This window comes from Cocleimonas flava (genome assembly GCF_004339015.1).
Taxonomy (GTDB): Bacteria; Pseudomonadota; Gammaproteobacteria; order Thiotrichales; family Thiotrichaceae; genus Cocleimonas; species Cocleimonas flava.
The window spans coordinates 660,487-684,286 of record NZ_SMFQ01000003.1 but is presented as its reverse complement, the minus strand read 5'-3'; the positions used below and the strand labels follow the sequence as shown (position 1 = coordinate 684,286).

Sequence of the window (23,800 nt, the reverse complement as noted above, 5' to 3'; positions counted from 1 at the left end):
GTAATGCTACTTTGTTAAATCGTCGTTGATAAAATCAGCGATATAATCGGTCAGGTTTTGATTGCCTACTGTACTAATGGTATTTTTAAGTTGAAGCTTCTCTATGTGACTTAGATGTTGGTTTAATTCTTCTTGAGTACTCGCGGTATAAACACCATCTAATTTACCCATCCACTTTAGCCCATCGGCCTGGTGATCATTTCGATGTTCGCCCAATTTAAATTGTCGATTCATCACAATAATGGGTGTTTGTTGTTCACGTGCACTGATAATGTTGCCCATTCCGGCGTGTGAAACAAACACCGAGGCTTCTTTGATGTTCTTATTGTATTGTTCACCATTGAGAAAGCGTTCCCACTCCATATTTTTGGGTGTGTAGCTTCCGTCACTGATTTGTGCAATGACGCTTTCATCATGCTCTGCGGCCCAATCGTCCATGTATTCGATGAGTCGATTGAATGAGAATTGAGTGCCTACAGCTACAAAAATCATAGTATTGAGCCTTTATAGACGACTTTTTCACCATCACTCAATGGTTCCCACTGGGTAATCACTTTGTCAGCATGTTTCATGACCATACGACCAGAACGCGAAATTTGACTAACATTGGCGATACTATCGACCCAAATGGTTTTGATAGGTAAAAATTTAGCGAGTAAAAATGCAATCGCGCCGGGCGCTGCACCTGTAGAGATAATCGCAGTAGGGCGTTCCTTGATGAATATCCAGAGCAATTGGAAGGCAAGCGGGATTAATTTAATTTTACTGTCCGCGCTGGCATCGGTCACGTTTAATACTTTGCGTGAGTTTTTTACTGCAGATGCGTATTCAGAACCGGGCGTAACATAGGTTAAATCAAATCGATCCTCCAACGGATTGCAGATTTTATTCAGCTGAATCCAGTGCCCACCGGGGGATGCGATCGCCAGTACTTTTGGCTTTTTGTTTTTACTCACGAATTATATCTTTTTCAGATAAAAAGCAGCCTGATCGCCCGCTTTTGATTGATTTAGAACCTTGCTGTGTTCTTCGAATCCCTTTATATCTTCTTTGCTAAAAATGGATTTTTCGGGATTAATCGCATAGGAATTTTCATCGTGCAATGCGATGTCTTTTTTATATTGCTCACTACCCCAGCTCTGGAAAGCAAATGAGTCGTAAATGACTTCATCCAGTTCAAAGCCGGTTTTCTCTGCAAGGATATGGATGCTTCTAAGTGAATGAAGGAATAAGTGTCTTGGTGCGTCCAGTTGAACCCAGTCTTCCGCGTAATGACGCCATGCCCATGAAGTAACGGTAGGAATACGTAGCATGCATATTCCACCTGGCTTGAGTAAGTCATACGTTTTTTCTAGTACTTCAAACTGATCATAAACATGTTCGTAGGAATGGTTGAACATGATTAGGTCCCAACCGTTTTCAGTGCCGTACTTTTTATCACTTTCGTTGCTGGCAGGAAGATCGTGAATAGAGTTCTTGGCAATTGTTAAACCATTATCGTATTGGATGTCTTTTTTGTTAAATGGGTCGATGCCAAGTAGGTTTTTAAAACCAGCTTCTTTCATTGAATGTAGCAGGTGTCCAGCACCACAGCCTACATCAAGTATCTTTGAATCAAGTGTGACATTCGCGTGTCTTAATGAAGGTAGTTTGTCATGCGGCTGGTACTGCTGCATGATGTTGCCCAAGATTCCTTTGCCAGTTGCAGCAAATCGATCTCTACTGCGAATAAGTTTACCTTTAAAGCCGCTAGTGGCTTTGACTTCGTCGTATGAGTAATAGTCTTCGTTGGGGTAGTAATCTTGAATATTTTCAGGAACTTCTACTATCTGCAGACAACCGCAATCAGCGCATTCGAAGTAATTGTGAGTGTCTCGAAGACCCAGCATCATTTCCCGAACTTTATAGATAGTATTGTGATCATCATTGTCACAAATTCTGCACTGCAATAGATTGCTGTCTTTCATACTTTTCTCGTTGTTTTCCACTGCTTGTATCACTGCTGGTGCAAACCTGCATTCACGATATCAATTAAATATTGGCCGTATCCACTTTTCTGTAATGGTTTAGCGAGGCTGAGTAGCTCTTCTGTGGTGATATAGTTCATAAACCATGAAACTTCTTCAGGGCAGGCAATTTTTAGCCCCTGACGTTCTTCAATCACTCGAATGTAATTTGCCGCATCTAACAAAGAAGCATGAGTGCCTGTGTCTAACCAGGCTGTGCCGCGTTTAAGCATTTCCACGGTTAATCTGCCTTGTTCAAGATAGACGCGATTAACGTCTGTTATCTCAAGTTCTCCGCGTGGAGATGGCTTTATATTTGCTGCTATGTCGAGGACATCATTATCATAAAAATATAAACCGGTTACCGCATAATTTGATTTCGGCTTTTCTGGTTTTTCTTCAATGCTGAGTGCCAGCCCATCTTTATCAAAATCAACTACGCCATAACGTTCAGGGTCACGGACGTAATAACCGAAAACGGTGGCTCCCTGATCTTTTTTTGCCAGTGTAAGTAATCTTTCTGATAATCCTTCGCCGTAATAAATATTATCACCAAGGATTAAGGTGACAGGGTCATTGCCAACAAACTCTTTACCAATGATAAATGCTTGTGCCAATCCTTCTGGCTCAGGTTGAACGGCATACTGGATATTCAAACCCCATTGTGAACCATCACTCAATTGCTTTTGGAATTGTTCGCTGTCGTGTGGCGTTGTGATTATTAAAATATCACGGATACCTGATAACATTAATACCGTCAGCGGGTAATAAATCATAGGCTTATCATAAACAGGCATGAGCTGTTTACTGACAACTTGAGTGAGTGGGTGAAGGCGTGTGCCGCTGCCTCCGGCTAGGATGATTCCTTTTCTCATAATGTAACCTTGGTTCGACCTTGCTTGGGTCCTAATTTGACCTTGATTGGTCCAGTAAATTTGTTGCGCATAATACCGAACTCTTGCAGTTTTTTCTAACTTTGAAGATAAAACTACGAATAAGTCAGATGAAAAATTGATATGTGTTTTTAAATAGTAAAAAAGTGCCTGAAAGTAGGGGGGTGTGAATGCAATATTACGCGGATAAGCATCTTTATATCAGGTCTTCAATTTCGCCTGGGTAATCAATGAAATGGTTTCGAGTACCCTGCAAGCTTTCAATAATATCATTGCGGCGTTTTTCTTCCTTGCTGGGTTGGTCAACCTTGTTCCAGTAAGCGAGTGTTTGAGCTTGTTTGGAAAATAATTTCAGTTTGTAGGTTGCTGACATGTGAAACATCGCACGGGCAATTTCCCCCTGGCTTGCGGGTGCTGGCTCTACCATTCTTTTCTTATTGTCTATCTTGAAGTCATAGGAGCCGATTAGCCTGATTTCGCCTTTAATCGCGCGATCAATATTGTCTGCTTTTGCTGGTTTTGTGTGATTGATCGAGCCAAAGCGATGGCTTGCCCGGAGCATATTCAAATCCCGTCGACTGGGGAACAGGTTGTGCATGTCCGATTCAATGTAATTAAACTTGGTAGAATTGCTACGGCAGTCTCTGCGGTCTTTGCATTTCAACGCTTTTACGACCCATGCCATGGGAAAAACATGTTCTATGTTTATCCAGTCTGGTTTAGTTGGTCCAAAGTGTTGTTGGCTATATAATGTCTTGCCGCCAGTTGTGTATAGCTCTTTCCAAAAAAGCCTAATGGCTTGTTGGTAGCTACCTAAATGTGTTTGAGGTCTATTCATTGGGGCTAACTTTAACATAGTAATTTCTCGGTCACACAAACAAAAAAAGCCCTCAAAGGTGGGGGGTGGCTATAGATAATTAAGATTATTAATTGGTTTTCTACTATTAATAGATAACATTTTGAAGTATTAGATGGGCTTATAAATATGGATTTGTTTTTTGCGCCTGATTCAGGTGAGTATCTATACAGTATTGCAGCTGTATTTAGCTTTGCTGCCTATGTGTTTAGTAATATTTTATGGTTAAGGGTGTTTTTAATCATCGCAGCTCTTCTATATATCCTGGCGGGAGTAAGTTTGGGTCTAACTTCTATGGCTGGCTGGAATGCGGCTTATTTCCTGATTAATTCATATCATGCTGGAATGATCTTATTCAATAAAAGTACTGTGATGTTACCAGATGAGATTAAAGGCATTTACAAAGAAGCGTTTACTACCTTAACTACGCGCGAATTTAAAAAAATCATTATGACCAATCCCTATCATGCCTATAAAGCAGGGGATAAAATAATGTCTGAAGGTCAGGATACCAATGAGCTATTCTTGTTGCTAAGTGGCAATACCTCTGTGATTTCTTCTAATAAAGAGATTGCTTCTATTGCGAGTGGTGACTTCATCGGTGAAATGAGTTTTATGAGTAAGCAAACAGCGTCTGCAGATGTGTTTGCCAAAGATGCTGTGATAGTGGCCTATTGGACCCATGAGGATTTGTATAAACTCGAGCAAAAAAATATAAAAATCTATAATAAGTTTTTAACGATTGTGGGTCGTGATTTGGTCAAAAAACTAAAAAGAAAGAACCATAAAGTGATTGAATCTGTTTAGAAGGAAACATGCAATTACCCTATGGTTATTGAGGTTAGATATAATAAATTACTTTTATTATTTGCTTTCATAATAGTACAATCAAACCGCAACGTAATAATCTCTATTAAATGTCTAATAGGATTTTATGCCTTTGAAGGTATATGAAGCTTACAAAAAGCTGGTATACTGCTTGCCCCTTTTTAACCCAAATCCCTAATTTCAAGGGCTTATTTGGGTGAGTCATTAATTAAACGCTATCAGAATTAATAGACTTTTCTAGATGGATCTGCCGAGGAAATTTATGCGCACTATTGCTACACCAGCTTCAAAAGCTAAGAAATCGAACTCAGACCTTAAGGCTGATGCTTTATCTAATCCAATAATAAAAGAAAGCATGAATACCCTTCCCGGAAAACAAGGTTTGTATGACCCAAACAATGAGCATGATGCTTGTGGTGTAGGTTTTGTTGCACATATTAAAGGTGAAAAAAGCCATAGTATCGTCGAGCAAGGTCTTACCATTCTAGAAAGAGTTACTCATCGTGGTGCTGTTGGTGCTGATTCAAAAGCAGGTGATGGTGCTGGGTTATTAATGCAAATTCCTGATGAGTTTTTTCAGGGCGATGCCACAGAATTTAATTTACCCGAGTCTGGAAAGTACGGTGTTGGTATGCTGTTTATGCCTAAAGACGGGCGTCAACGTGCAGAGCTTAAAGGTCTTGTACAAAGTGTTATAGAAGAAATTGGTCAACGTTTTATTGGTTGGCGTCAGGTGCCGGTTGACTCTAGTGGTCTTGGCGAATCAGTAAAGCCAACTGAGCCAGCAGTATTTCAGGTGTTTGTTGCCTGGGGTGACGATATTAAAGATCAGGATGAATTCGAGCGTAAGCTGTTTGTCATCCACAAAATTTTAACTGCCAGAGTGGATTCAGACGAAGTCGATGGAAGTCGATTCTTCTATATCTGTTCCATGTCATCAAGAACCATCGTATATAAAGGTATGTTACTTGCAGAACAAGTCGGTGAGTATTATAAGGACCTTGTTGAGCCTAGCGTAAAATCTGCGATGGCCCTTGTGCATCAACGTTTCTCAACAAATACATTCCCTACCTGGAACCTGGCTCATCCGTTTAGAATGATTGCACATAATGGTGAAATCAATACTAATCGCGGTAATGTAAACTGGATGGCAGCACGTCAGTCTTCAATGAAATCAACATTATTGGGTGATGATTTAGAAAAAATCTGGCCAGTTATTCCAGAAGGTCAATCAGATACAGCCTGTCTTGATAATGCGTTAGAGCTGATGGTTGCCGGTGGGTATTCATTAACCGAAGCCATGACTATGCTTATTCCTGAGGCTTGGAACGGCAATGATCACATGGATAAGGATCGCGTTGCCTATTATGAATACAACGCTGCATTGATGGAACCATGGGATGGCCCAGCTGCGGTTGCATTTAGTGATGGTCGTCAAATTGGCGCCATGCTTGATCGTAACGGATTACGTCCTGCTCGTTATTTAATCACAGATGATGATCTGGTTGTGATGGCATCTGAAATGGGTGTGTTGGATATTCCTGAAAATAAAATCATTAAGAAGTGGCGTTTAGAGCCTGGCAAAATGTTCCTGATTGATATGGAACAGGGCAGAGTTATTTCTGATGATGAGTTAAAGACAGATCTTGCAACTTCTCATCCTTACAGCCAATGGCTGGATGAAAACCAGATTAAAGTTTGTGAGATTTTTGGCGATAACGATATCCCTGAAGACTTGGATCCTGGGGAGTTGCTGAAGCAACAACAGGCTTTTGGTTATACGCAGGAATATATTAAATTCCTTTTGGAACCAATGGTGAAGGACGGCATGGAAGCAACGGGTTCAATGGGTGTTGATAGTCCTGTTGCTGTGTTGTCTCATCGCGCTCGTCACTTGTCGAATTACTTCAAACAGAATTTTGCTCAAGTAACCAATCCACCGATTGATCCGATTCGTGAAGAGATCGTGATGTCTTTGGTGAGCCTGATTGGTCCTCGTCCAAACTTACTGGGTCACAATAACCGTGGCTCCAGTATGCGCCTTGAAATTAATCAGCCAATCATGACTAATGAACAGTTATCGACTGTACGTAAAATCAATGATCATGCTGGTGATGATTTCCGTACTAAAACACTGGATATGACTTATGACTCCGCGCTAAGAGGCGGTGGCATGAGAGAAGCACTTAAATCGTTATGTGATCAAGCGAAAGAAGCTGTTGAAGGTGGTCATTACAATATTTTGATCCTTTCAGACAGAAGTATGTCTGCTGAAAGAATGGCTATACCTTCATTGCTAGCTACCTCAGCCGTGCATCATCATTTAATTAAGAATGGTTTACGTACAAATACGGGTCTTGTTATTGAAACCGGTGCGGCATTAGAGATACATCACTTTGCAACGCTAGCAGGTTATGGTGCAGAAGCGATTAATCCATGGCTTGCATTACAAACTGTTGATGATAATTACAGAAAGTTTGATCCAAACATGGATAAAGTAACTGCACAACAAAACTACATAAAAGCCGTTGGTAAAGGCTTAAAGAAAGTTATGTCGAAGATGGGTATTTGTACTTATCAATCGTATTGTGGAGCTCAAATATTCGATGCTGTTGGATTATCAACAGAGTTTATTGAAGAATACTTTACGGGTACATCTACCACTGTTGAAGGTGTTGGTTTAAAAGAAATTTCAAGAGAAGCCAGACGTTGTCATTCGCGTGGTTATGGCGACAAGAAATTATATGAAAAACATCTGGACGTCGGTGGCGACTATGCCTATCGAGTGCGTGGTGAAAAACATATCTGGACGCCTGTTACTATCTCTAAGTTACAACATGCTGTGCGTGGTAACGACGCTAAGAGTTTTGCGGAATTTTCAAAAACGATTGATGAGCAATCTGAAGGCTTATTAACGCTTCGAGGATTAATGGATTTCAATTTTGAGGAAAATCCAATATCAATAGATGAAGTAGAGCCAGCTAAAGAGATTGTTAAACGCTTTGCTACAGGCGCTATGTCTTTCGGCAGTATCTCTCACGAGGCACATTCAACCTTAGCGGTTGCCATGAATCAGATTGGTGGTAAATCAAATACGGGTGAAGGCGGTGAAGAAGCATCGAGATTCAATCCATTAGAAGATGGATCGATGAACCCTCAGCGTTCAGCAATCAAACAAATTGCATCTGGACGTTTTGGTGTAACTACTGAATATCTGGTAAACGCAGATGATTTGCAAATCAAAATGGCGCAGGGGGCGAAACCTGGTGAAGGTGGGCAGCTGCCTGGTCATAAAGTAAATGAGCAAATAGGTCGAGTACGTCACTCTACACCCGGTGTAGGTTTGATCTCTCCACCACCACATCACGATATTTACTCAATCGAAGATTTGGCTCAGTTAATCCACGATTTGAAAAATGTGAATCCGAAAGCTCGTATTTCTGTAAAGCTAGTATCTGAAGTAGGTGTCGGTACGGTTGCGGCTGGTGTTACCAAGTCTCACGCCGATCACGTGACAATTTCTGGATATGATGGTGGTACAGGGGCTTCGCCTTTGACTTCACTGCGTCATGCAGGATCACCTTGGGAAATTGGTTTAGCTGAAACGCATCAAACTTTGGTACTTAATAAACTACGTAGTCGTGTGTGTGTGCAGGCTGATGGTGGTTTACGTACAGGACGAGATGTTGTTATCGCTGCACTTTTAGGTGCCGATGAGTTTGGTTTTGCAACGGCTCCATTGATTGCTGAAGGTTGTATCATGATGCGCAAATGTCATCTAAATACTTGTCCAGTAGGTGTTGCAACACAAGATCCTGAATTACGTAAGAAGTTTACGGGTAAGCCTGAGCACGTCATTAACTACTTCTTCTTTGTTGCTGAAGAGATGCGTCAGCTTATGGCGAAACTAGGCTTCAGAACAATCTCAGAAATGGTCGGCCAATCTGATAAGTTACGCATGAAATCTGCTATTGATCACTGGAAAGCTAAAGGTCTGGATTACAGCAAAATCCTCACTAAGCCAGTTGCTGATTCACATGCAGATGAACATCATACGATGGGTCAAGATCATGGTATCGAAAAAGCACTGGATAATGAGCTAATTGCTCAAGCTAAACCTGCTTTAGAAAATGGCGAAAAAGTTGTTATCGATATTGATATCCATAACCATAACCGTACATTCGGAACAATGTTGTCAGGCCGTGTCGCAGAAAATTATGGTCACGAGGGATTACCTGAAGACACAATTAGCATTAATGTGTCGGGCACAGCAGGGCAGTCATTCGGCGCTTGGGTAACCAAAGGCGTTACCATTAAGTTATCTGGTGAAGGTAATGATTATGTTGGCAAGGGATTATCAGGTGGAAAGATCATTATTTACCCTCCGGCAGATTGCAAAATAGACAATCATCAAGACAATATCATTGTTGGTAACACCGTACTTTATGGTGCTATTTCTGGTGAGGCTTATTTTAATGGTTCTGGTGGAGAGCGTTTCTGTGTACGTAATTCAGGTGCCCAGGCCGTTGTAGAAGGTATCGGGGATCATGGTTGTGAATACATGACTGGTGGCGTTGTGGTTTGTTTAGGCAAAACAGGGCGTAACTTCGCTGCGGGTATGTCTGGTGGTATTGCCTATGTTTTTGATGAGAAGAATGAATTCTCTAGAAGATGTAACACCGAAATGGTGGAACTAGAAAACTTAAGCCCAGATAGCGGCAATGTTGATATCGCAGACTTATTACAAGCAGACGAAACACGCTTGAAGCAAATGGTTGAAAACCATCAAAAATACACAGGCTCTAAACTGGCTCAAAGTATTTTGGATAATTGGGAAGAAAACTTACCCAAATTTATCAAAGTAATGCCCGTTGATTATCGCAAAGCCCTTGTAGGTCAAAGATCAAAGAAGGTAGCAGCTTAAGAAGGTAAAAAGCTTATTGTGAGTGGGTATTGAGAAATGAATTTTTGCTTATTGTTTAAAATTCATTTCGATAAATAGTAGAAATAACGTTAGATAGGTAGTTGAAAAAATGGGAAAAGTCACAGGATTTAAAGAGTTTGATCGTCAAGATAGAGCATATCAACCCGTAGAAGAACGCATTGTTAACTTTCACGAGTTTGTTATTCCGCTAGATGATGAAGAGCTACAAACTCAGGGTGCACGTTGTATGGATTGTGGCATACCATTTTGTCACGATGGTCCAGAGGGTGGTTGCCCGGTTAATAATCTGATTCCAGACTGGAATGATCAGGTCTATCACGGAGAATGGAAAGATGCCCTTGAAACATTGCACTCTACCAATAACTTCCCGGAAATCACCGGTAAAATCTGTCCGGCACCTTGTCAGGAATCCTGTACGTTAAACATCAATGATAACTCGGTTACGATAAAAACGATTGAAGCTGCCATTATCGATAAAGGCTTTGAAAACGGTTGGGTTGTTCCAGAAATTGCCAAAAATAAAACAGGCCTGAAAGTTGCTGTCGTCGGTTCTGGCCCTGCTGGGATGGCTGCGGCGCAACAATTAGCACGTGCTGGCCATGATGTAGTTTTGTTTGAAAAGGAATCACGCATTGGTGGTTTGATGCGTTTTGGTATACCTGATTTCAAACTTGATAAAAAAATCATTGATCGACGCATGAAGCAGATGGCTGCCGAAGGTGTTGAATTCAAAACCGATACGAATATCGGTGTAGATATTCCAGCAAAGAAATTACTGGCTGAGTTTGATGCGATAGCACTCACTGGTGGTTCAGAAAAGCCTCGTGATCTTCCAATTCCCGGGCGTGATTTAAAAGGTGTTCATTTCGCAATGGACTATCTTAAAGCAAACACTAAGTGGGTGCAGGGCGTTCATGGAGAAGATCAGGTAATCTCTTCAAAAGGCAAACATGTTGTTGTTATTGGCGGTGGTGATACAGGATCAGATTGTATTGGAACATCAATTCGCCATCATGCGGCATCTGTAACTCAATTAGAAATTATGCCGAAACCGCCAGAAAAAGAAGACAAGGGTCTGGTATGGCCAGACTGGCCAAATAAAATGCGCACATCATCTTCGCAAGAAGAAGGCTGTGAAAGATTATTCTCGGTTGCCACAAAAGAATTTGTTGGTGATGAAGATGGAAATCTTAAAGCAATAAAATGTGTCAAAGTATCGTGGGATAAAGACGAGAACGGTGCTTGGCTAATGTCAGAAGTAGCTGGTTCTGAGTTTGAATTGAAAGCTGATGTTGCTACTTTAGCGATGGGTTTTGTTCACCCTGTGCATGAAGGAATGTTGCAAGAGCTCGAGCTAGAGCTTGACCCACGTGGTAATGTCAAAGGAACAACTGAAGGCGAGAACGCTTATTATACGTCACTAGAAAAAGTGTTTGCTGCTGGTGATATGCGTCGTGGTCAGTCTTTGGTAGTTTGGGCAATTCGTGAAGGGCGTCAGTGTGCGGTCTCTATCGATGAATACTTGATGGGCTATACCAGTTTATCTAGATAAGACCTTTACCTGTTAACTGTTTATTTTTAGCTTTTTTATAAGAAACTTGGCTAAACTCATTCTGTATCCTAAAAAAACCCCCTATAAGTAGGGGGGGGACTTAAATATTCAACTTCCCGGATTTGTTGTGGGAGGTTATCAAGAAACCTGATTATGGCATCTGGACGTATTCCTCGTGAATTTATTGACGATCTTCTGACGCGGGCAGATATTGTTGATGTAATCAATGCGAGAGTGCCACTCAAAAAAAAGGGGCGCGAATTCACTGCGTGTTGTCCTTTTCATAATGAAAAAACACCTTCTTTTACCGTAAGCCCTAATAAGCAGTTTTATCACTGCTTTGGTTGTGGGGTGCATGGCTCTGCGATTTCATTCTTGATGGAATATGAGCATTTAGATTTCGTTGAAGCCATAGAGTCGTTAGCAGATTCTATGGGGGTTACAGTACCCCGAGAAAAAGGAGGGAAGGGAGCACCAAGTGAAGCCCAACGTCAGAGAAGTAAAGACCTGTACACACTTCTGGATGATGCTAATCAGTATTACCAGTTACAACTTAAAGGCTCACCCGCTGCTATTGAATATCTAAAAGGCAGAGAGCTAAGCGGTGAAATCAGTAAGCGTTTTAATATTGGTTACTCTTTAAGTGGTTGGGATCATCTGCTTAATCACTTTAAAGGATCGTATGCAGAACAACAGCTTGTAGACTCTGGTTTAGTCATCAAAAAAGATGACGGAAAAATTTACGATAGATACCGTGATCGTATTATGTTTCCTATCAGGAATCGTAAAGGTCAGGTGATCGGGTTCGGTGGACGAGTGTTAGGTGATGATTTACCTAAATATATAAACTCACCAGAAACCACCGTTTTCCATAAAGGTAGAGAGTTATATGGCTTGTACGAAGCCAGAATTAATACACAAAAACTGGATCGGATCATTGTTGTTGAAGGCTATATGGATGTTATTGCCTTAGCACAATTTGGTGTTTCTTATGCCGTTGCTACATTAGGGACAGCAACTACGGAAGAACATATCAAACAGTTGTTTAGAGCTGTTCCAGAAATCATATTCTGCTTTGATGGTGATCGCGCCGGTAAAGAAGCAGCCTGGCGAGCCTTAGAAAACGCGATGCCCGTTATGCAAGATGGCAAAGAGATTAAATTTTTGTTCTTACCTGATGGTGAAGACCCTGATACGCAAATCAGAAAAATTGGTAAGGATGCATTTGAAGAAAATTATCAACAAGCGGATTCACTTACCGCTTATTTCGTTGAGAATTTGCATTCACGTTTTAATATTACCTCGGATGAAGGCAAAACACGTTTTTTAAAAGAAGCGGCTAAACTCTTAACGAAAATGCCGGATACATTAATTAAAGATCAATTAGTGCAACGTTTATCCGATATGACAAACGTTGATAAAAAAGTGTTGTTTCAGCGAGAAATCTCGTCAAATAATTCACCGAAAGATCAGTCTATGGGTGAACCAAAGTCTGGCCGCTCTCGTCTTAATAACCGAAGCGTTAGTCAGACGCCAATAAGATATGCGATTAGTTTATTACTTTCAGAGCCGACATTAGTCAAGTTAATTGAAAATATTGAAGAAATTGCATTATCAAAACTGCCAGGATCAGATTTATTGACTACACTCATTGAAGCAATTCAAGAGAGTCCCGATATTAAGCCTGTGGCACTCCTGGATAGATGGAAAAATACCGAATTTGAAGCCCCGCTAATTCAATTAATGAAATGGCAGCCTGAATCTGATGATATGGCTATACTCAGTGATGAATTTAAGGATTGTTTGCTACAAATTCGGAAAAGGGCCAAAGAGAGAAAAATTGAAAGTTTGCTCCATAAAGAACGCACAGAGGGTTTGAGTGAGTCAGAGAAGCAATCATTGCTTGTTTATCTGAAAAATAGCTAAGCCTCTCTTTAGTTTTCGATTTTCGTCACAATATTTCATTTAAGATGATTATCAGTTGGTGGATGAATATCAAGTAGTTGTCATAAATATCAATACTCTCTCAATATGGATACATTGTAGAGTGGTAAGACTGTGGTATACTGTTTGACTGATTTTTTTATATGTAAAGTGTTCAGTATCTGCATTATAAACATCATAGATGTTTTTATTGTTACATTAGGAAGAGCGTTAAAGGCGCGATAAAAAATATATGAGTAAAGAAGAACTTAATAAAGAACAACAGACGGCTGATAGTAGCACAAAGACTGACGAGGCAAGTACAAGCCAGTCGGTAGCAGTGCAAAGTCAGTCAGGTTTGAAACTGCTTATCCTTAAAGGTAAAGAGCAGGGCTACTTAACTTATGCAGAAGTAAATGATCACCTTCCAGATTCGATAGTAGACCCAGAGCAAATCGAAGAGATTGTAACGACAATCGGCGACATGGGTATCAAAGTCTATGAAAAAGCTCCTGATGAAGACAGTCTTGTTTTAACCGAAGAAGCGACTGAAGCTGATGATGATGCCGCTGAAGAAGCCGCTGCAGCACTAACAAACGTTGATAATGACTTTGGTAGAACGACTGACCCTGTACGTATGTATATGCGTGAGATGGGAACCGTAGAACTATTAACGCGTGAAGGCGAAATTGAAATCGCGATTCGTATAGAAGAAGGTCTGTACGAAGTACTTACGGCTTTATCTGAATTCCCGGCTTCAACTGAATACTTATTAAATTTCTACAACAAAGTAGAAACAGAAGAGAAGCGTCTTACTGATTTGATTTCAGATTTTGTTGACCCTGATGCAGAACGTCACGTTATTCCAGAGCCAGCACCTATTGTCACTCCAGAATCAAAAGAAGCTGCAGAGAAAAAAGCAGCTGAAGCTGCAGAGGCAGCAGAAGATGGTGATGTCGATGATGAGGATGAAGAAGAAGTAGAATTAGAAGATACAGGTCCTGATCCTGAAATTGCTCAAGTGAAATTCGCTGAGTTAAATGAGCTTTATGTACAAGCTTGTCAGGCAAGTGAGAACGATGACTACGAAGAGTACGAAAGAGTTCGTCAGGAACAAGCGCGTAAGATGCTTGAGTTTAAATTAACTCAGCCAGTCATTGATGAAATTGGCAGCCAACTGCATGCGATTATCGAGCGAATTCGTGGATATGAACGTCAGATAATGAAGCTTTGTGTGCAAAAAGCAGCAATGCCGAAGAAAGACTTTATTAGTAGCTTCCCTAAAAATGAAACTGATACTAATTGGCTTGATAAATATATTGAAAGCAAACCTAAGTTTCAGGAAAGTCTAGAGCCATTTAAAGAAGATATTATTTTCAATCAAATACAATTACAAAAGATTGAGAAAGAAACTCGCTTAAGTGTGACACAAATAAAAGACATCAATCGCATTGTGTCAGTAGGTGAAGCGAAAGCTCGCCGTGCAAAGAAAGAAATGGTCGAAGCTAACTTGCGTTTGGTTATTTCTATCGCAAAAAAATACACCAACCGTGGTTTACAATTCCTCGATTTGATTCAGGAAGGAAATATCGGTTTGATGAAAGCTGTAGACAAGTTTGAATATCGTCGCGGTTACAAATTCTCGACTTATGCAACATGGTGGATACGTCAGGCTATTACGCGTTCGATTGCGGATCAGGCTAGAACGATCCGTATACCAGTGCACATGATAGAAACTATCAACAAACTAAACCGTATCTCTCGTAAACTTCTACAGGAAAAAGGCCGAGAAGGTACACCTGAAGAATTAGCGGTTGAGATGGAAATGCCAGAAGATAAAGTTCGTAAAGTTATGAAAATAGCTAAAGAACCTATTTCAATGGAAACTCCTATCGGTGATGATGAAGATTCATCATTAGGTGATTTTATTGAAGATGGCAATGTGCAATCTCCAATAGAGTCTGCAACATCGACTGGTTTAGGTGAGAGTACACGTGATGTTCTCAGTAGTTTGACACCGCGTGAAGCTAAAGTACTTCGTATGCGTTTCGGTATCGATATGAATACTGACCACACCTTAGAAGAAGTGGGCAAGCAGTTCGATGTGACACGTGAACGTATTAGACAAATTGAAGCTAAGGCACTAAGAAAATTGCGTCATCCTAGCCGATCAGATATGCTACGCAGCTTCCTGGAAATGGATAAAGATATAGGTGCATCTTAAGCTATATCTTGCAGGTGAAAGCCTGTTATTCATTGGATTCATTTAAACTGATTTTTTATATAGATTTTTATAGAAGTTATCAGTAAAATCCTGAATCCACTGGGGCCTGTAGCTCAGTTGGTTAGAGCAGTAGACTCATAATCTATTGGTCGGAGGTTCGAGTCCTCCCGGGCCCACCAATTATAAAAAAAGATCAATTATTATTAATTGATCTTTTTTTCGTCTAAATTAATCGTATTACCGTTTTCTATGATTTTGGTCCTGCAAAGAACCAGATAATCAGTCCTAACACTGGTAAAAATACGATAATTAGCGTCCATAGTAATTTACCACCGGTGCTGGTTCCGCTATTCATCACTTTTATTATTGCCAGAATATCTAAAATCAATACGATTAAACCAAATATTCCTCCTACTTCGATTCCCATTTTCTACTCCTTATCATTTAATTAAATGAGTGATTTGACCTTAAAATACGTTAAATTTTTTAGAAGAAAGAAGTGGTTACCAGTCTTTTTTCTTTTGATTCGTCATTTCTTTATCATATTCAGAAGCTAAATCCGTTTTTTCTTTGTCGGAGAGGACTCTCCCACCCATCTGAAAGACTTCTTGTTCTTCCTCATCTAAATGATGATGAATTCTATGTTGTAGCTTTTTGGCTTCTACTAGCCAGGCAGACGAGCTGTAATCAGTTTCTTCCAGTTTCTCAATCATCTCATCAATCTCATGATGCTCTGCGACGCTGTGGCGTGACTTTTCTTGTGTTAAATCATGTTCCATGAGCGGGATATAAAAGTGCCTTTCTTCAGCGACAGCATGAGCTTTAAGTTCTGTCTTCAAATCGGAAAAATCTCATCTCTTTTTGATGTGTCGCCGTGCGTTTCAATGATTGCATCAGCTATTTTTCGTTGTACGTCATGGTCTTTTCTTAACGCTTCAAAAATATTCATTTTTAATTGCTCCTTAAAAGAAGTTTGTTAGTACGTTTAAAAAGGTACGTATAAGTTATAAAAAAAAGTAAAAGGTAAATAACGTTAGGGACGTAAACTATTCATATTCCCAGATAATTGATTGATTCTTCTCCACGGCCATATTGAGTAGTTCAAGCAGTGGAAAAGCTCTGTTTTTGAAAGAGACCGAATCATCCTTGGCTTTTGCATCATTGGCCGTTTCAGGCTGTTGCTGCGAAATGCTACTAGCTTCTTCAATTAATTTGATAGCTGTAGGAATATCTTCAGGGTTCATTGCGCCTGGAATTTTCCCGCTCATTTCCATCACTTCTAGCATGCCTTTAGCGTCCTTTTCAAACATGGATATTTTTTGTCCATTGATGTAACTGAAATTTACTAACATGGTATTTACCTTCTAGTTATATATGCACTACTATTTATTTAGATATACCTTGGCAGACATGAATGAATGCCAGGGTATAGATGACTACTTTTATGCTTTTGATGTTATGTTTAAGAGAATACTTTCTTCATACGATCATAAGCATCAGTAAAACCATCTTTGAGTGAGTCCCATGCATCGTCAGAGGCATCAGCGACTTTATCAAGCCATTCTTTAGCTTCAGTACGTTGCTCTTTTAACTCTTCAACCTTGGCTTTATATTCGATTTCCGCATCTGCTGACGCCTGATCTGCCTTGGCTTGGTATCTGCCAATATTCGCTTCAAGCTCATCCAGTTGAGCTTTCATTTTTTTGATGTATGCATGTTTGGTGTCCATATCAAAACTCCTTTTAGTTTAATAATTTCAAATTTAGAAAAACTGAGGTAGATGTATTGGCTTTACTCAGTAGGTCCTTTATGTTTTAAAAACATTGATAGTGTTCTGTACTTGCATCTGAATCAATAAGTGAATCGATAACAAAATCAACGTTGAGTGAAATATTACATCCGAAGACGCACTAAGGAATTCAGTGAACTCTGTTAACCCTGTAGGGTTTTTAATGGGGGATTTGTAAGTGATGTCTGACATCAAGCAGTGTGTCTATCACTTAGGCATATTGTGTAAGACAAGACTTACATCTCTTACCGCATGCGCTGATAACTGAAGATGTATTGAAGTTTTATTATGAAGATACATTAGGACTTTCATTAGGAATTACATTAGGAACTACATCAGGAAATATAGATGTTTGTTAATGAATTCAAACATTTAAATAGAAAATGTAAGTGCTTTTAACACCTTATTAACAATGACTTAGCTATGCTAGGACAGACTGGGAATTTAACGATAATCAAATTACAAATACTATGAAATATTATTCAATAACATACGCCGTACTTGCTGTGGCTTTCGGGTTGCTTGGATTCTTCTTTCTGGAAGGTGGCAGCATGCAATCGATATTTAAAACTCTGGGAATTATTTTTACCATAATCGCAGTTATCGGTTTAGCCATGGAGCATTATTTCTCAGATAAAAATGATTCCGATAAATAAACGTTTATTTTGAAATGTTTTAATAAAAAAATAAAAATCAACAAAAGAAAAAGCGACTATAAAAGTCGCTTTTTCTTTTTCGGGGTTATTCTAATTGAGTTGATTAATGTGGTTTTCGACCGGTAACAAACATAATCAATGACACAATTAAACCAACTACAAAAAGAATCCATGCAATGTTTGTCGCAGTTCCTGCGATTCCACTAAGTCCAAGTAGACCTGCGATAATTGCTACTATTAAAAATATAACGGCTAGATTAATCATAACTAACTCCTTTATCTTGTTAACTGATAAGTTCAACAGCATCGTAAAGACTGACAATCGAACAACGTGTAAACTAAGTCGTATTTCCTGATACGCTTGAGATTAAGTATGAGGGTTGCGAATGATAAAATATGTCAGCTATATCAGAAGGGTTTGTAGTCTTTATCCCGCAAACAGATATATTTCCTAGAATAATTTTATAAATGGATAAGATGAAAAAGAATTTTTTACAAGAACTTAGTCGTAATCGCCTGCATATTTTATTCAGTATTTTTAGTGCCATTATCATTATTCTATTCGTTTTCTTTCTGAAGTTTGTATATGACTCAAAAGCCTCAATAAACTCGACACGGCTCAATGCACTGCATCTGGATTACAGTGACAGACTTTTGATTAATATGTTGAATATTCAAACGGGTGCAAGAGGCTATTTGTTATCTGATGACCTCGAATTTCTTGAGCCTTATAATGAAGGTATCAAGAATCTGTCCAATACTTTTGATTCGGTAGAAAAGCATTGGCCAGATTATCTAAGTCCGCAAGAGATAGACGCCTTAGAATCTGAAGTTAAACAAACCATCATCCAGATATCTGATTTAGTCAATCAAAAAGCACTTGATCAGAAAACCAGACTTTCCGAATTCGATGTTACTAAAAAACTCATGGATAGTTTACGCGACCGAATTTCTGAAATTAGACAAACAATAAAAGAGAGTAATGCCAAGAATACTGAAGACAATTTGAACTCCTTGAATCTAATAAAGTGGCTACTAATACTGCTTATTTTAATTTCATTTGGTTTGTTGTTTTTATCTTTTGCGTTAACCGAACGGCAACAGAAAATGTTGAAAAGTCATGCTGATGACATCGCACTGCGCAATAAAGAATTAGAAAAAACAGTTAACCAGAGGACTACAGATCTGGTTGATCTTGCATCACATGTGACCACAACCAGTGAAAACGAAAAGCAACGTCTTGCCCGAGAACTCCATGATGAATTAGGTGCTTTGTTGACTGCTGCTAGAATGGACAGTACCTGGATCAGTCGTTCTATCAATGAAGATCAAAAAGAAAAATTCGATACACGATTTAAACGATTGATTGATTCGATTGATAAAAGTATTGCGCTCAAACGTCATATCACTACCAGTTTAGTGCCTCCTTTGCTTCGGGAAATGGGCTTAACAGAAGCTATTATAGCGATGACAGAAAATGATCCTAATCATCCGCCAGCGGAATACCATGTCGATATAGATGACACACTGACAGAGATCGATAAAGACAGAGAACTCGCTCTGTATCGGATATGTCAGGAATCATTAAATAATATCTGGAAATACGCGAAAGCGACCGAGGTATTCATAGAACTCAGTGTCGAAGGTGATTTTTACCATTTAACCATCAAGGATAATGGCGAAGGTTTTGATCAGGCTGAAACCAAGAAAGGAACTCATGGATTAGCTGGTATAAGGGCACGTGCTGCGATGTTTAAAGGAACCATGCATATTGAGTCATCGCCAGGTGAAGGAACTGTCGTTAAAAGTAAATTAACAGTTAGTTAAGTTACTTTTTAGCTGCTTCCTCTATCCAGTCCATCATTTCAAATAACTGATAGGATTTATCGTAGAAACCTTGAATATCCTGTTCTAAACACTTTTTCTTTAAATGCTTGGAAGTATGGTTTGTGAGAACTAGTTTTTCTGGTGTGCCATAAAGTTCCGGGTGACGATTGATTTCATTTAATACACCAAGTCCGTTACCTTCGTTTAATTCAAGATCAGCAATAACCAGATTGGGTTTATGTTCTTCAATCTCATTAAGTGCCTGAATTTGCCGGTCAGCTGTTGCGACTACATTTACCTGTTCAATACTGTCCAGGTTTTCCAAGACAATATCTCTGAGTAATGGATTGTCCTCGACAAGGACAATGGATAATTTTTCTGTGTTTAAAGCCATAGTGTTGCCAATTTATTCATGAGTTTTTTTAATTATTATAGGTCTAGTTCTTTTTCAATTAAGCCGTGGTTAACTGCATATATTGCTAATTCTGCATTACTGTTAACGCCCATTTTTTCTAATAAACGCGAACGATAGGTACTGACGGTTTTAACGCTCAGATCGAGAATATTAGCAATGTCAGAGACACTCGCACCTTCACTGATCCGCATAAATACCTGTAGTTCACGTTCTGACAAGTTTTTATGTGGTTCAGAGTCGTTTTCATTAAAGACTTCTCCAGCAAGTAATTCTGCTGTTTTGGAAGAGAGATAACGACGTCCCAGGGAAACGGTTCTTATTGCTTTGATTAAATCTTCCTGTTCGCAGTCCTTACATAAATAACCATTTGCGCCATTTTTGATCATGGGTAAAGCGTATTGCTCTTCAGGGTGTCCGCTGAGAATCAGAACACCTAACTTCTCATAGCGTTGACGTAGGTGTCTTAATACATCTACACCACTTTTATTCGGAAGCGAGATATCCAGTAACACAACATCGCAGTCATTATCTTTTAGATAATTGATAATTTCTTCGCCAGAAGAAGCTTCGTAAACCACATTAAAGTCTACTTCATCTTGTAACATTTCATTGAAGCCACGTCTTACGATTTCATGATCATCTACGATTGCAATTTTTACCACGTTGTATACCTACACCTCAGGGTTAATCAAAAGTAATAATATTGTAGTTCGTTGATTTAATTCAGTAATTAAACATAGCTACGCTATATAAACGTTCTAAAAAAACGACCCAAAGTAGGGGGGTGTATTCCCTAATCATAAGATATTCCGTTTCGTGATTATACACAATAGGACAATTGAACATTTGCTGTAGGACGTATCCTACAAATGCTGCTTATTACTTTTCTGTCAGTCAAAGACTACATGCAAATGTGATTCTGCTGACAGTCAGCGATTGATAATTTTTAGAAGATAGATTGCAAGATGAAGTTTGAGCGTTGTTCCTCTGGGTAAAGTTTCCTTAGAGACAAATCCATCATAACTGAATCAACAAATTAGTAAGTTTTAATTAATCATCTTTCATTATCAATAAAAGGAAAATAACATGACAAAGCAATCACTATTAAAAGTCGCTATCTCAACGGCAATCGTATCAATAGGTTCGACACCTTTGTGGGCTGAACCTCTTATTACAGATTACGAAAAAGCAACCTCAGCGTATGAAGATGCTTATTTCTCAGGTAATTTAAATCTGGATAGTGGTAACCAGGATCAAACCAGTTACGATCTGGACTTATCGATCGATTACGAAAAAGTTTTCAGTTCAAAAAACAGAAATACCAAACTAGACTTTTTAGGAACAGGTACAGTTTCTCGCGGATCAAGCGATGGTGATGATAGAGAAAGTACCTATCAGGCGCTTGGGTCAGTAACCGTTGATAATTACTTCAACCCCGATAAAAGTGAAGCATTCTGGTACGGTAAAGGTGAGGTCGGCTTAAAGAAAGGTCAGGAAGACCCATTTACTAAAGCGACAGCTGGTGTGGGTTACGGACGCGTTATCAATGTGACGCCAATGGCACGATCAATTCGTATCATTCAGGAATTAAAAGAAAATGGCTTTATTAAAGCCGATCCAACCAATGCAACCTATCAACAAGTAGCACAAATTATCGAACGTGAAGCGGAATATCGTTCTAAATACGGCTTTGAAGATTACGAGCAATACTGGGTACAGGATATAGAAACGGCTCTTAAAGCGAGTGGGATGACAAATGGCGCTACAGGTTTAAACGCCAGAGCTATCTTAAAATCTTATGATGTGCTTGTGAACGAGCGTATTTCAACCCGTAAGAGTGGTTGGTTAGTTCGAGCAGGTGTCGGTGCTGTTCTTTCTGATTATGACGGAGAAGATGGCAAGCCTGCGCTTGAAATAGGTGCTGAGTACCACAAACCGCTAAGCAATCGCACTCAGTTTTCAAACGAAGCTATTGCAACAGCAACACTTAAAGATGGCGATGATAGCTTTAACTTCAATAACGCGATGTCACTCACACATGAGCTAACTGATAAAATTGATTGGGAAAACAAATGGACCCTGGACCACAATGAGTCTGATATAGGACCAGAACTGACGACCAACACAATCGGTTCTACTTTCCTTTATAGTTTGACCAATAAGTTAGACTTTAGTGTTGAAGCAAAATTAACCGATACGGACGACAGAATTGCTGATAACGGCAATGATGATCTAGATAAGAGCCTTACAATGGGTGTTAGATACCGTCTAAAATAAGTGGTGAATCTACATCTTGTTAGCTAAAAAAGTTAGCGAAACAATGATGAGTCATTCATTGAACAAGATGTAAATTATACTGTGATATGGGCCTGTTTTAATCAGGCTCATATCGTTTATTTAACGTAGTATTAAGTTAGAAAAACCATTCTGAGGTTGTTATACAATAACTGAATCTATGAAAACACGAATACTGCATTTTCTGGGAATCATCAGCGCTAATTTTTGGATGATTCCACTGTGTTCGCTGTTGTTAGGTGCAGGTTTGGCCTTTCTTAATTTTTATCTCGATAAAACCCTGTTAGCGCGTCATATTGAATACCCTGATCTCTTTCTGTTCTTCAACAACTCACAAAATATACGTTCACTTTTGAGTGTTTCTGCAACTTCCATCCTAGGTGTCGCAGGCGTTTCTTTCTCCATTACCATTGCATCGCTAACGCTCGCTTCACAGCAATTCGGTCCCCGTTTACTCCGCAACTTTATGTTGGATAGGTTCAACCAGTTGGTGTTGGGCTGTTTCATCGGAACTTTTTTATATTGTATTTTACAATTGCAATTTACTAGTTCGATGGATCTGGAAAAAACCACCCCATTTATTTCGATGATCGTGTTGCTGGTGCTGATATTCATCAATCTGCTTTTGCTGGTTTTCTTTATTCATCACATAGCGGTATCCATTCAGGCGGATAGTGTCATTGGCGATGTTGATAAAGAACTGGTGGCACAACTCAAAACGCTGTTTCCTGATGAAACAGAGCCAGACCAACAACCGCTTAAATTAAAAAAGCCCTCAAATATTCAGCAACACTTTGAACAGCAAGGAAATCCAGTGTATGCGCAAAAGTCGGGTTATCTTCAGGCGTTTGATGTCAATGCGTTACTGGAATGCTGTCGCGATAATAACGTGGCTGTGCATTTTTTGATAAAGCCGGGTGAATTTATTATAGAAGCATCGTTAATTGCTTACTTTCTTCATAAAGAGGAAAAGCCTGATGAGAATGACATAACGAAACAGATTAATGCACAATTGATTATTGGGGATAAAGCAACGCCCGAACAAGACCCTGAATTTGCTATTAGGCAATTGGTTGAAGTTGCACTTAGGGCATTGTCGCCGGGTATTAATGATCCCTTTACTGCTATTAGCTGTATCGATAGATTGGGCAGTAATATTGGCTTGTTAATGGGGAGACAATTTCCCAATGAGCAATATGTTGATGACAGTGGGCATCTACTCATGCAATTAAAACCATTTACCTTTAATGGCATTGTTGAAGCATCGTTTAACCAGATACGTCATCACGGTAAGAGGGATCTGGCAGTAACCATTCATTTATTACAAACACTGCATAAATTAGCCCTAATCGCTAAAACATCCGAACAGACCGAAGCTATCGATAAACAGGCTAAAGCCATCGTTTCAGAGCAAAAAGCAATGGGGCTTTCTGACTATGATATTGAAGATATTAAACACTGGAAAAAAGAGCTGGATTTAATTTTGAATGAGAAGATATAAGTCATCTAATTTTTATCTGAAATGTGATTAGATCAGATTGCAGTGGAATTAATTTTGCTGATAAAAAGCTATGCTGATCAAATGAAACAA

General features: G+C 39.4%; 21 protein-coding genes and 1 tRNA gene. 10 read left to right on the top strand and 12 right to left on the bottom strand.

The features are described 5' to 3' along the window. Positions 1-6: 6 nt before the first annotated feature. From EV695_RS09115 to EV695_RS09095, 5 genes are all read right to left on the bottom strand, one after another. Positions 7-492, bottom strand: coding sequence for a glycosyltransferase (locus EV695_RS09115; protein ID WP_131905620.1), 486 nt, complete (start codon positions 490-492; stop codon positions 7-9). Continuing rightward, positions 489-956 (bottom strand): glycosyltransferase family protein, encoded by a 468-nt coding sequence (locus EV695_RS09110; RefSeq protein ID WP_131905619.1) that lies wholly within the window; start codon positions 954-956, stop codon positions 489-491. Before EV695_RS09110 ends, EV695_RS09115 begins: the two co-directional genes overlap by 4 nt. Positions 957-959: 3 nt before the next feature. Next, on the bottom strand, positions 960-1,967 hold the full coding sequence (locus EV695_RS09105) for a class I SAM-dependent methyltransferase (RefSeq protein ID WP_243651542.1): 1,008 nt from the start codon (positions 1,965-1,967) through the stop codon (positions 960-962). Positions 1,968-1,996: 29 nt separating this feature from the next. Next, on the bottom strand, positions 1,997-2,881 hold the full coding sequence (gene rfbA, locus EV695_RS09100; RefSeq protein ID WP_131905618.1) for a glucose-1-phosphate thymidylyltransferase RfbA: 885 nt from the start codon (positions 2,879-2,881) through the stop codon (positions 1,997-1,999). Between the two features lie 214 nt (positions 2,882-3,095). Further along, complete coding sequence (locus EV695_RS09095) at positions 3,096-3,755, bottom strand: endonuclease (protein ID WP_131905617.1); 660 nt, start codon at positions 3,753-3,755, stop codon at positions 3,096-3,098. Between the two features lie 129 nt (positions 3,756-3,884). On the opposite strand from EV695_RS09095, the gene EV695_RS09090 reads away from it, so the two are divergent. The 6 genes from EV695_RS09090 to EV695_RS09065 all read left to right on the top strand — a co-directional run bounded on the left by EV695_RS09090 (position 3,885) and on the right by EV695_RS09065 (position 15,406). Continuing rightward, positions 3,885-4,562, top strand: a complete 678-nt coding sequence (locus tag EV695_RS09090; protein ID WP_131905616.1) for a cyclic nucleotide-binding domain-containing protein — start codon at positions 3,885-3,887, stop codon at positions 4,560-4,562. Between the two features lie 283 nt (positions 4,563-4,845). Beyond that, positions 4,846-9,507, top strand: a complete 4,662-nt coding sequence (gene gltB, locus EV695_RS09085) for a glutamate synthase large subunit (protein WP_131905615.1) — start codon at positions 4,846-4,848, stop codon at positions 9,505-9,507. Between the two features lie 109 nt (positions 9,508-9,616). Beyond that, positions 9,617-11,080, top strand: a complete 1,464-nt coding sequence (locus tag EV695_RS09080; protein WP_131905614.1) for a glutamate synthase subunit beta — start codon at positions 9,617-9,619, stop codon at positions 11,078-11,080. 153 nt (positions 11,081-11,233) lie between these two features. Beyond that, complete coding sequence (dnaG, locus tag EV695_RS09075; protein ID WP_131905613.1) at positions 11,234-13,006, top strand: DNA primase; 1,773 nt, start codon at positions 11,234-11,236, stop codon at positions 13,004-13,006. A 250-nt stretch (positions 13,007-13,256) separates the two neighbouring features. After that, positions 13,257-15,227 (top strand): RNA polymerase sigma factor RpoD, encoded by a 1,971-nt coding sequence (rpoD, locus tag EV695_RS09070; RefSeq protein ID WP_131905612.1) that lies wholly within the window; start codon positions 13,257-13,259, stop codon positions 15,225-15,227. A 102-nt stretch (positions 15,228-15,329) separates the two neighbouring features. Further along, positions 15,330-15,406 (top strand) — tRNA-Ile (locus tag EV695_RS09065). Between the two features lie 68 nt (positions 15,407-15,474). On the opposite strand, the gene EV695_RS09060 is transcribed toward EV695_RS09065, so the two are convergent. From EV695_RS09060 to EV695_RS09045, 4 genes are all read right to left on the bottom strand, one after another. Next, the gene (locus tag EV695_RS09060) at positions 15,475-15,654 is read right to left on the bottom strand and encodes a PLDc N-terminal domain-containing protein (RefSeq protein ID WP_131905611.1); all 180 of its coding nucleotides are present in this window, start codon (positions 15,652-15,654) and stop codon (positions 15,475-15,477) included. A 76-nt stretch (positions 15,655-15,730) separates the two neighbouring features. Continuing rightward, positions 15,731-16,066, bottom strand: coding sequence for a hemerythrin domain-containing protein (locus tag EV695_RS09055; protein WP_207907026.1), 336 nt, complete (start codon positions 16,064-16,066; stop codon positions 15,731-15,733). A 207-nt stretch (positions 16,067-16,273) separates the two neighbouring features. After that, the gene (locus EV695_RS09050; protein WP_131905610.1) at positions 16,274-16,579 is read right to left on the bottom strand and encodes a DUF1840 family protein; all 306 of its coding nucleotides are present in this window, start codon (positions 16,577-16,579) and stop codon (positions 16,274-16,276) included. Between the two features lie 110 nt (positions 16,580-16,689). Beyond that, positions 16,690-16,956, bottom strand: a complete 267-nt coding sequence (locus tag EV695_RS09045) for a sll1863 family stress response protein (RefSeq protein WP_131905609.1) — start codon at positions 16,954-16,956, stop codon at positions 16,690-16,692. A 530-nt stretch (positions 16,957-17,486) separates the two neighbouring features. Between EV695_RS09045 and EV695_RS09040 the strand changes: the two genes are divergently transcribed. After that, the gene (locus tag EV695_RS09040; protein WP_131905608.1) at positions 17,487-17,672 is read left to right on the top strand and encodes a DUF1328 domain-containing protein; all 186 of its coding nucleotides are present in this window, start codon (positions 17,487-17,489) and stop codon (positions 17,670-17,672) included. Between the two features lie 103 nt (positions 17,673-17,775). Here EV695_RS09040 and EV695_RS09035 read toward each other — a convergent pair whose 3' ends face one another. Beyond that, positions 17,776-17,937 (bottom strand): DUF1328 domain-containing protein, encoded by a 162-nt coding sequence (locus EV695_RS09035; RefSeq protein ID WP_131905607.1) that lies wholly within the window; start codon positions 17,935-17,937, stop codon positions 17,776-17,778. 212 nt (positions 17,938-18,149) lie between these two features. Here EV695_RS09035 and EV695_RS09030 point away from each other — a divergent pair, with 212 nt between their 5' ends. Then, positions 18,150-19,499 carry a sensor histidine kinase gene (locus EV695_RS09030; protein WP_165874666.1) on the top strand — a complete coding sequence of 450 codons (1,350 nt, stop codon included), beginning with the start codon at positions 18,150-18,152 and terminating at the stop codon, positions 19,497-19,499. 1 nt (position 19,500) lies between these two features. Here EV695_RS09030 and EV695_RS09025 read toward each other — a convergent pair whose 3' ends face one another. Together EV695_RS09025 and EV695_RS09020 are read right to left on the bottom strand one after the other, a co-directional pair. Next, positions 19,501-19,893, bottom strand: a complete 393-nt coding sequence (locus EV695_RS09025; protein WP_131905605.1) for a response regulator — start codon at positions 19,891-19,893, stop codon at positions 19,501-19,503. A gap of 35 nt (positions 19,894-19,928) precedes the next feature. Further along, a complete protein-coding gene (locus tag EV695_RS09020) occupies positions 19,929-20,576 on the bottom strand; it encodes a response regulator (RefSeq protein WP_131905604.1) in 648 nt (215 codons plus the stop codon). Between the two features lie 424 nt (positions 20,577-21,000). On the opposite strand from EV695_RS09020, the gene EV695_RS09015 reads away from it, so the two are divergent. Both EV695_RS09015 and EV695_RS09010 read left to right on the top strand, forming a co-directional pair. Next, positions 21,001-22,191: a DUF481 domain-containing protein gene (locus EV695_RS09015; RefSeq protein ID WP_131905603.1), complete on the top strand. Its 1,191-nt coding sequence runs from the start codon at positions 21,001-21,003 to the stop codon at positions 22,189-22,191. Between the two features lie 178 nt (positions 22,192-22,369). Next, a complete protein-coding gene (locus tag EV695_RS09010) occupies positions 22,370-23,710 on the top strand; it encodes a DUF2254 domain-containing protein (protein WP_131905602.1) in 1,341 nt (446 codons plus the stop codon). Positions 23,711-23,800: the final 90 nt, after the last annotated feature.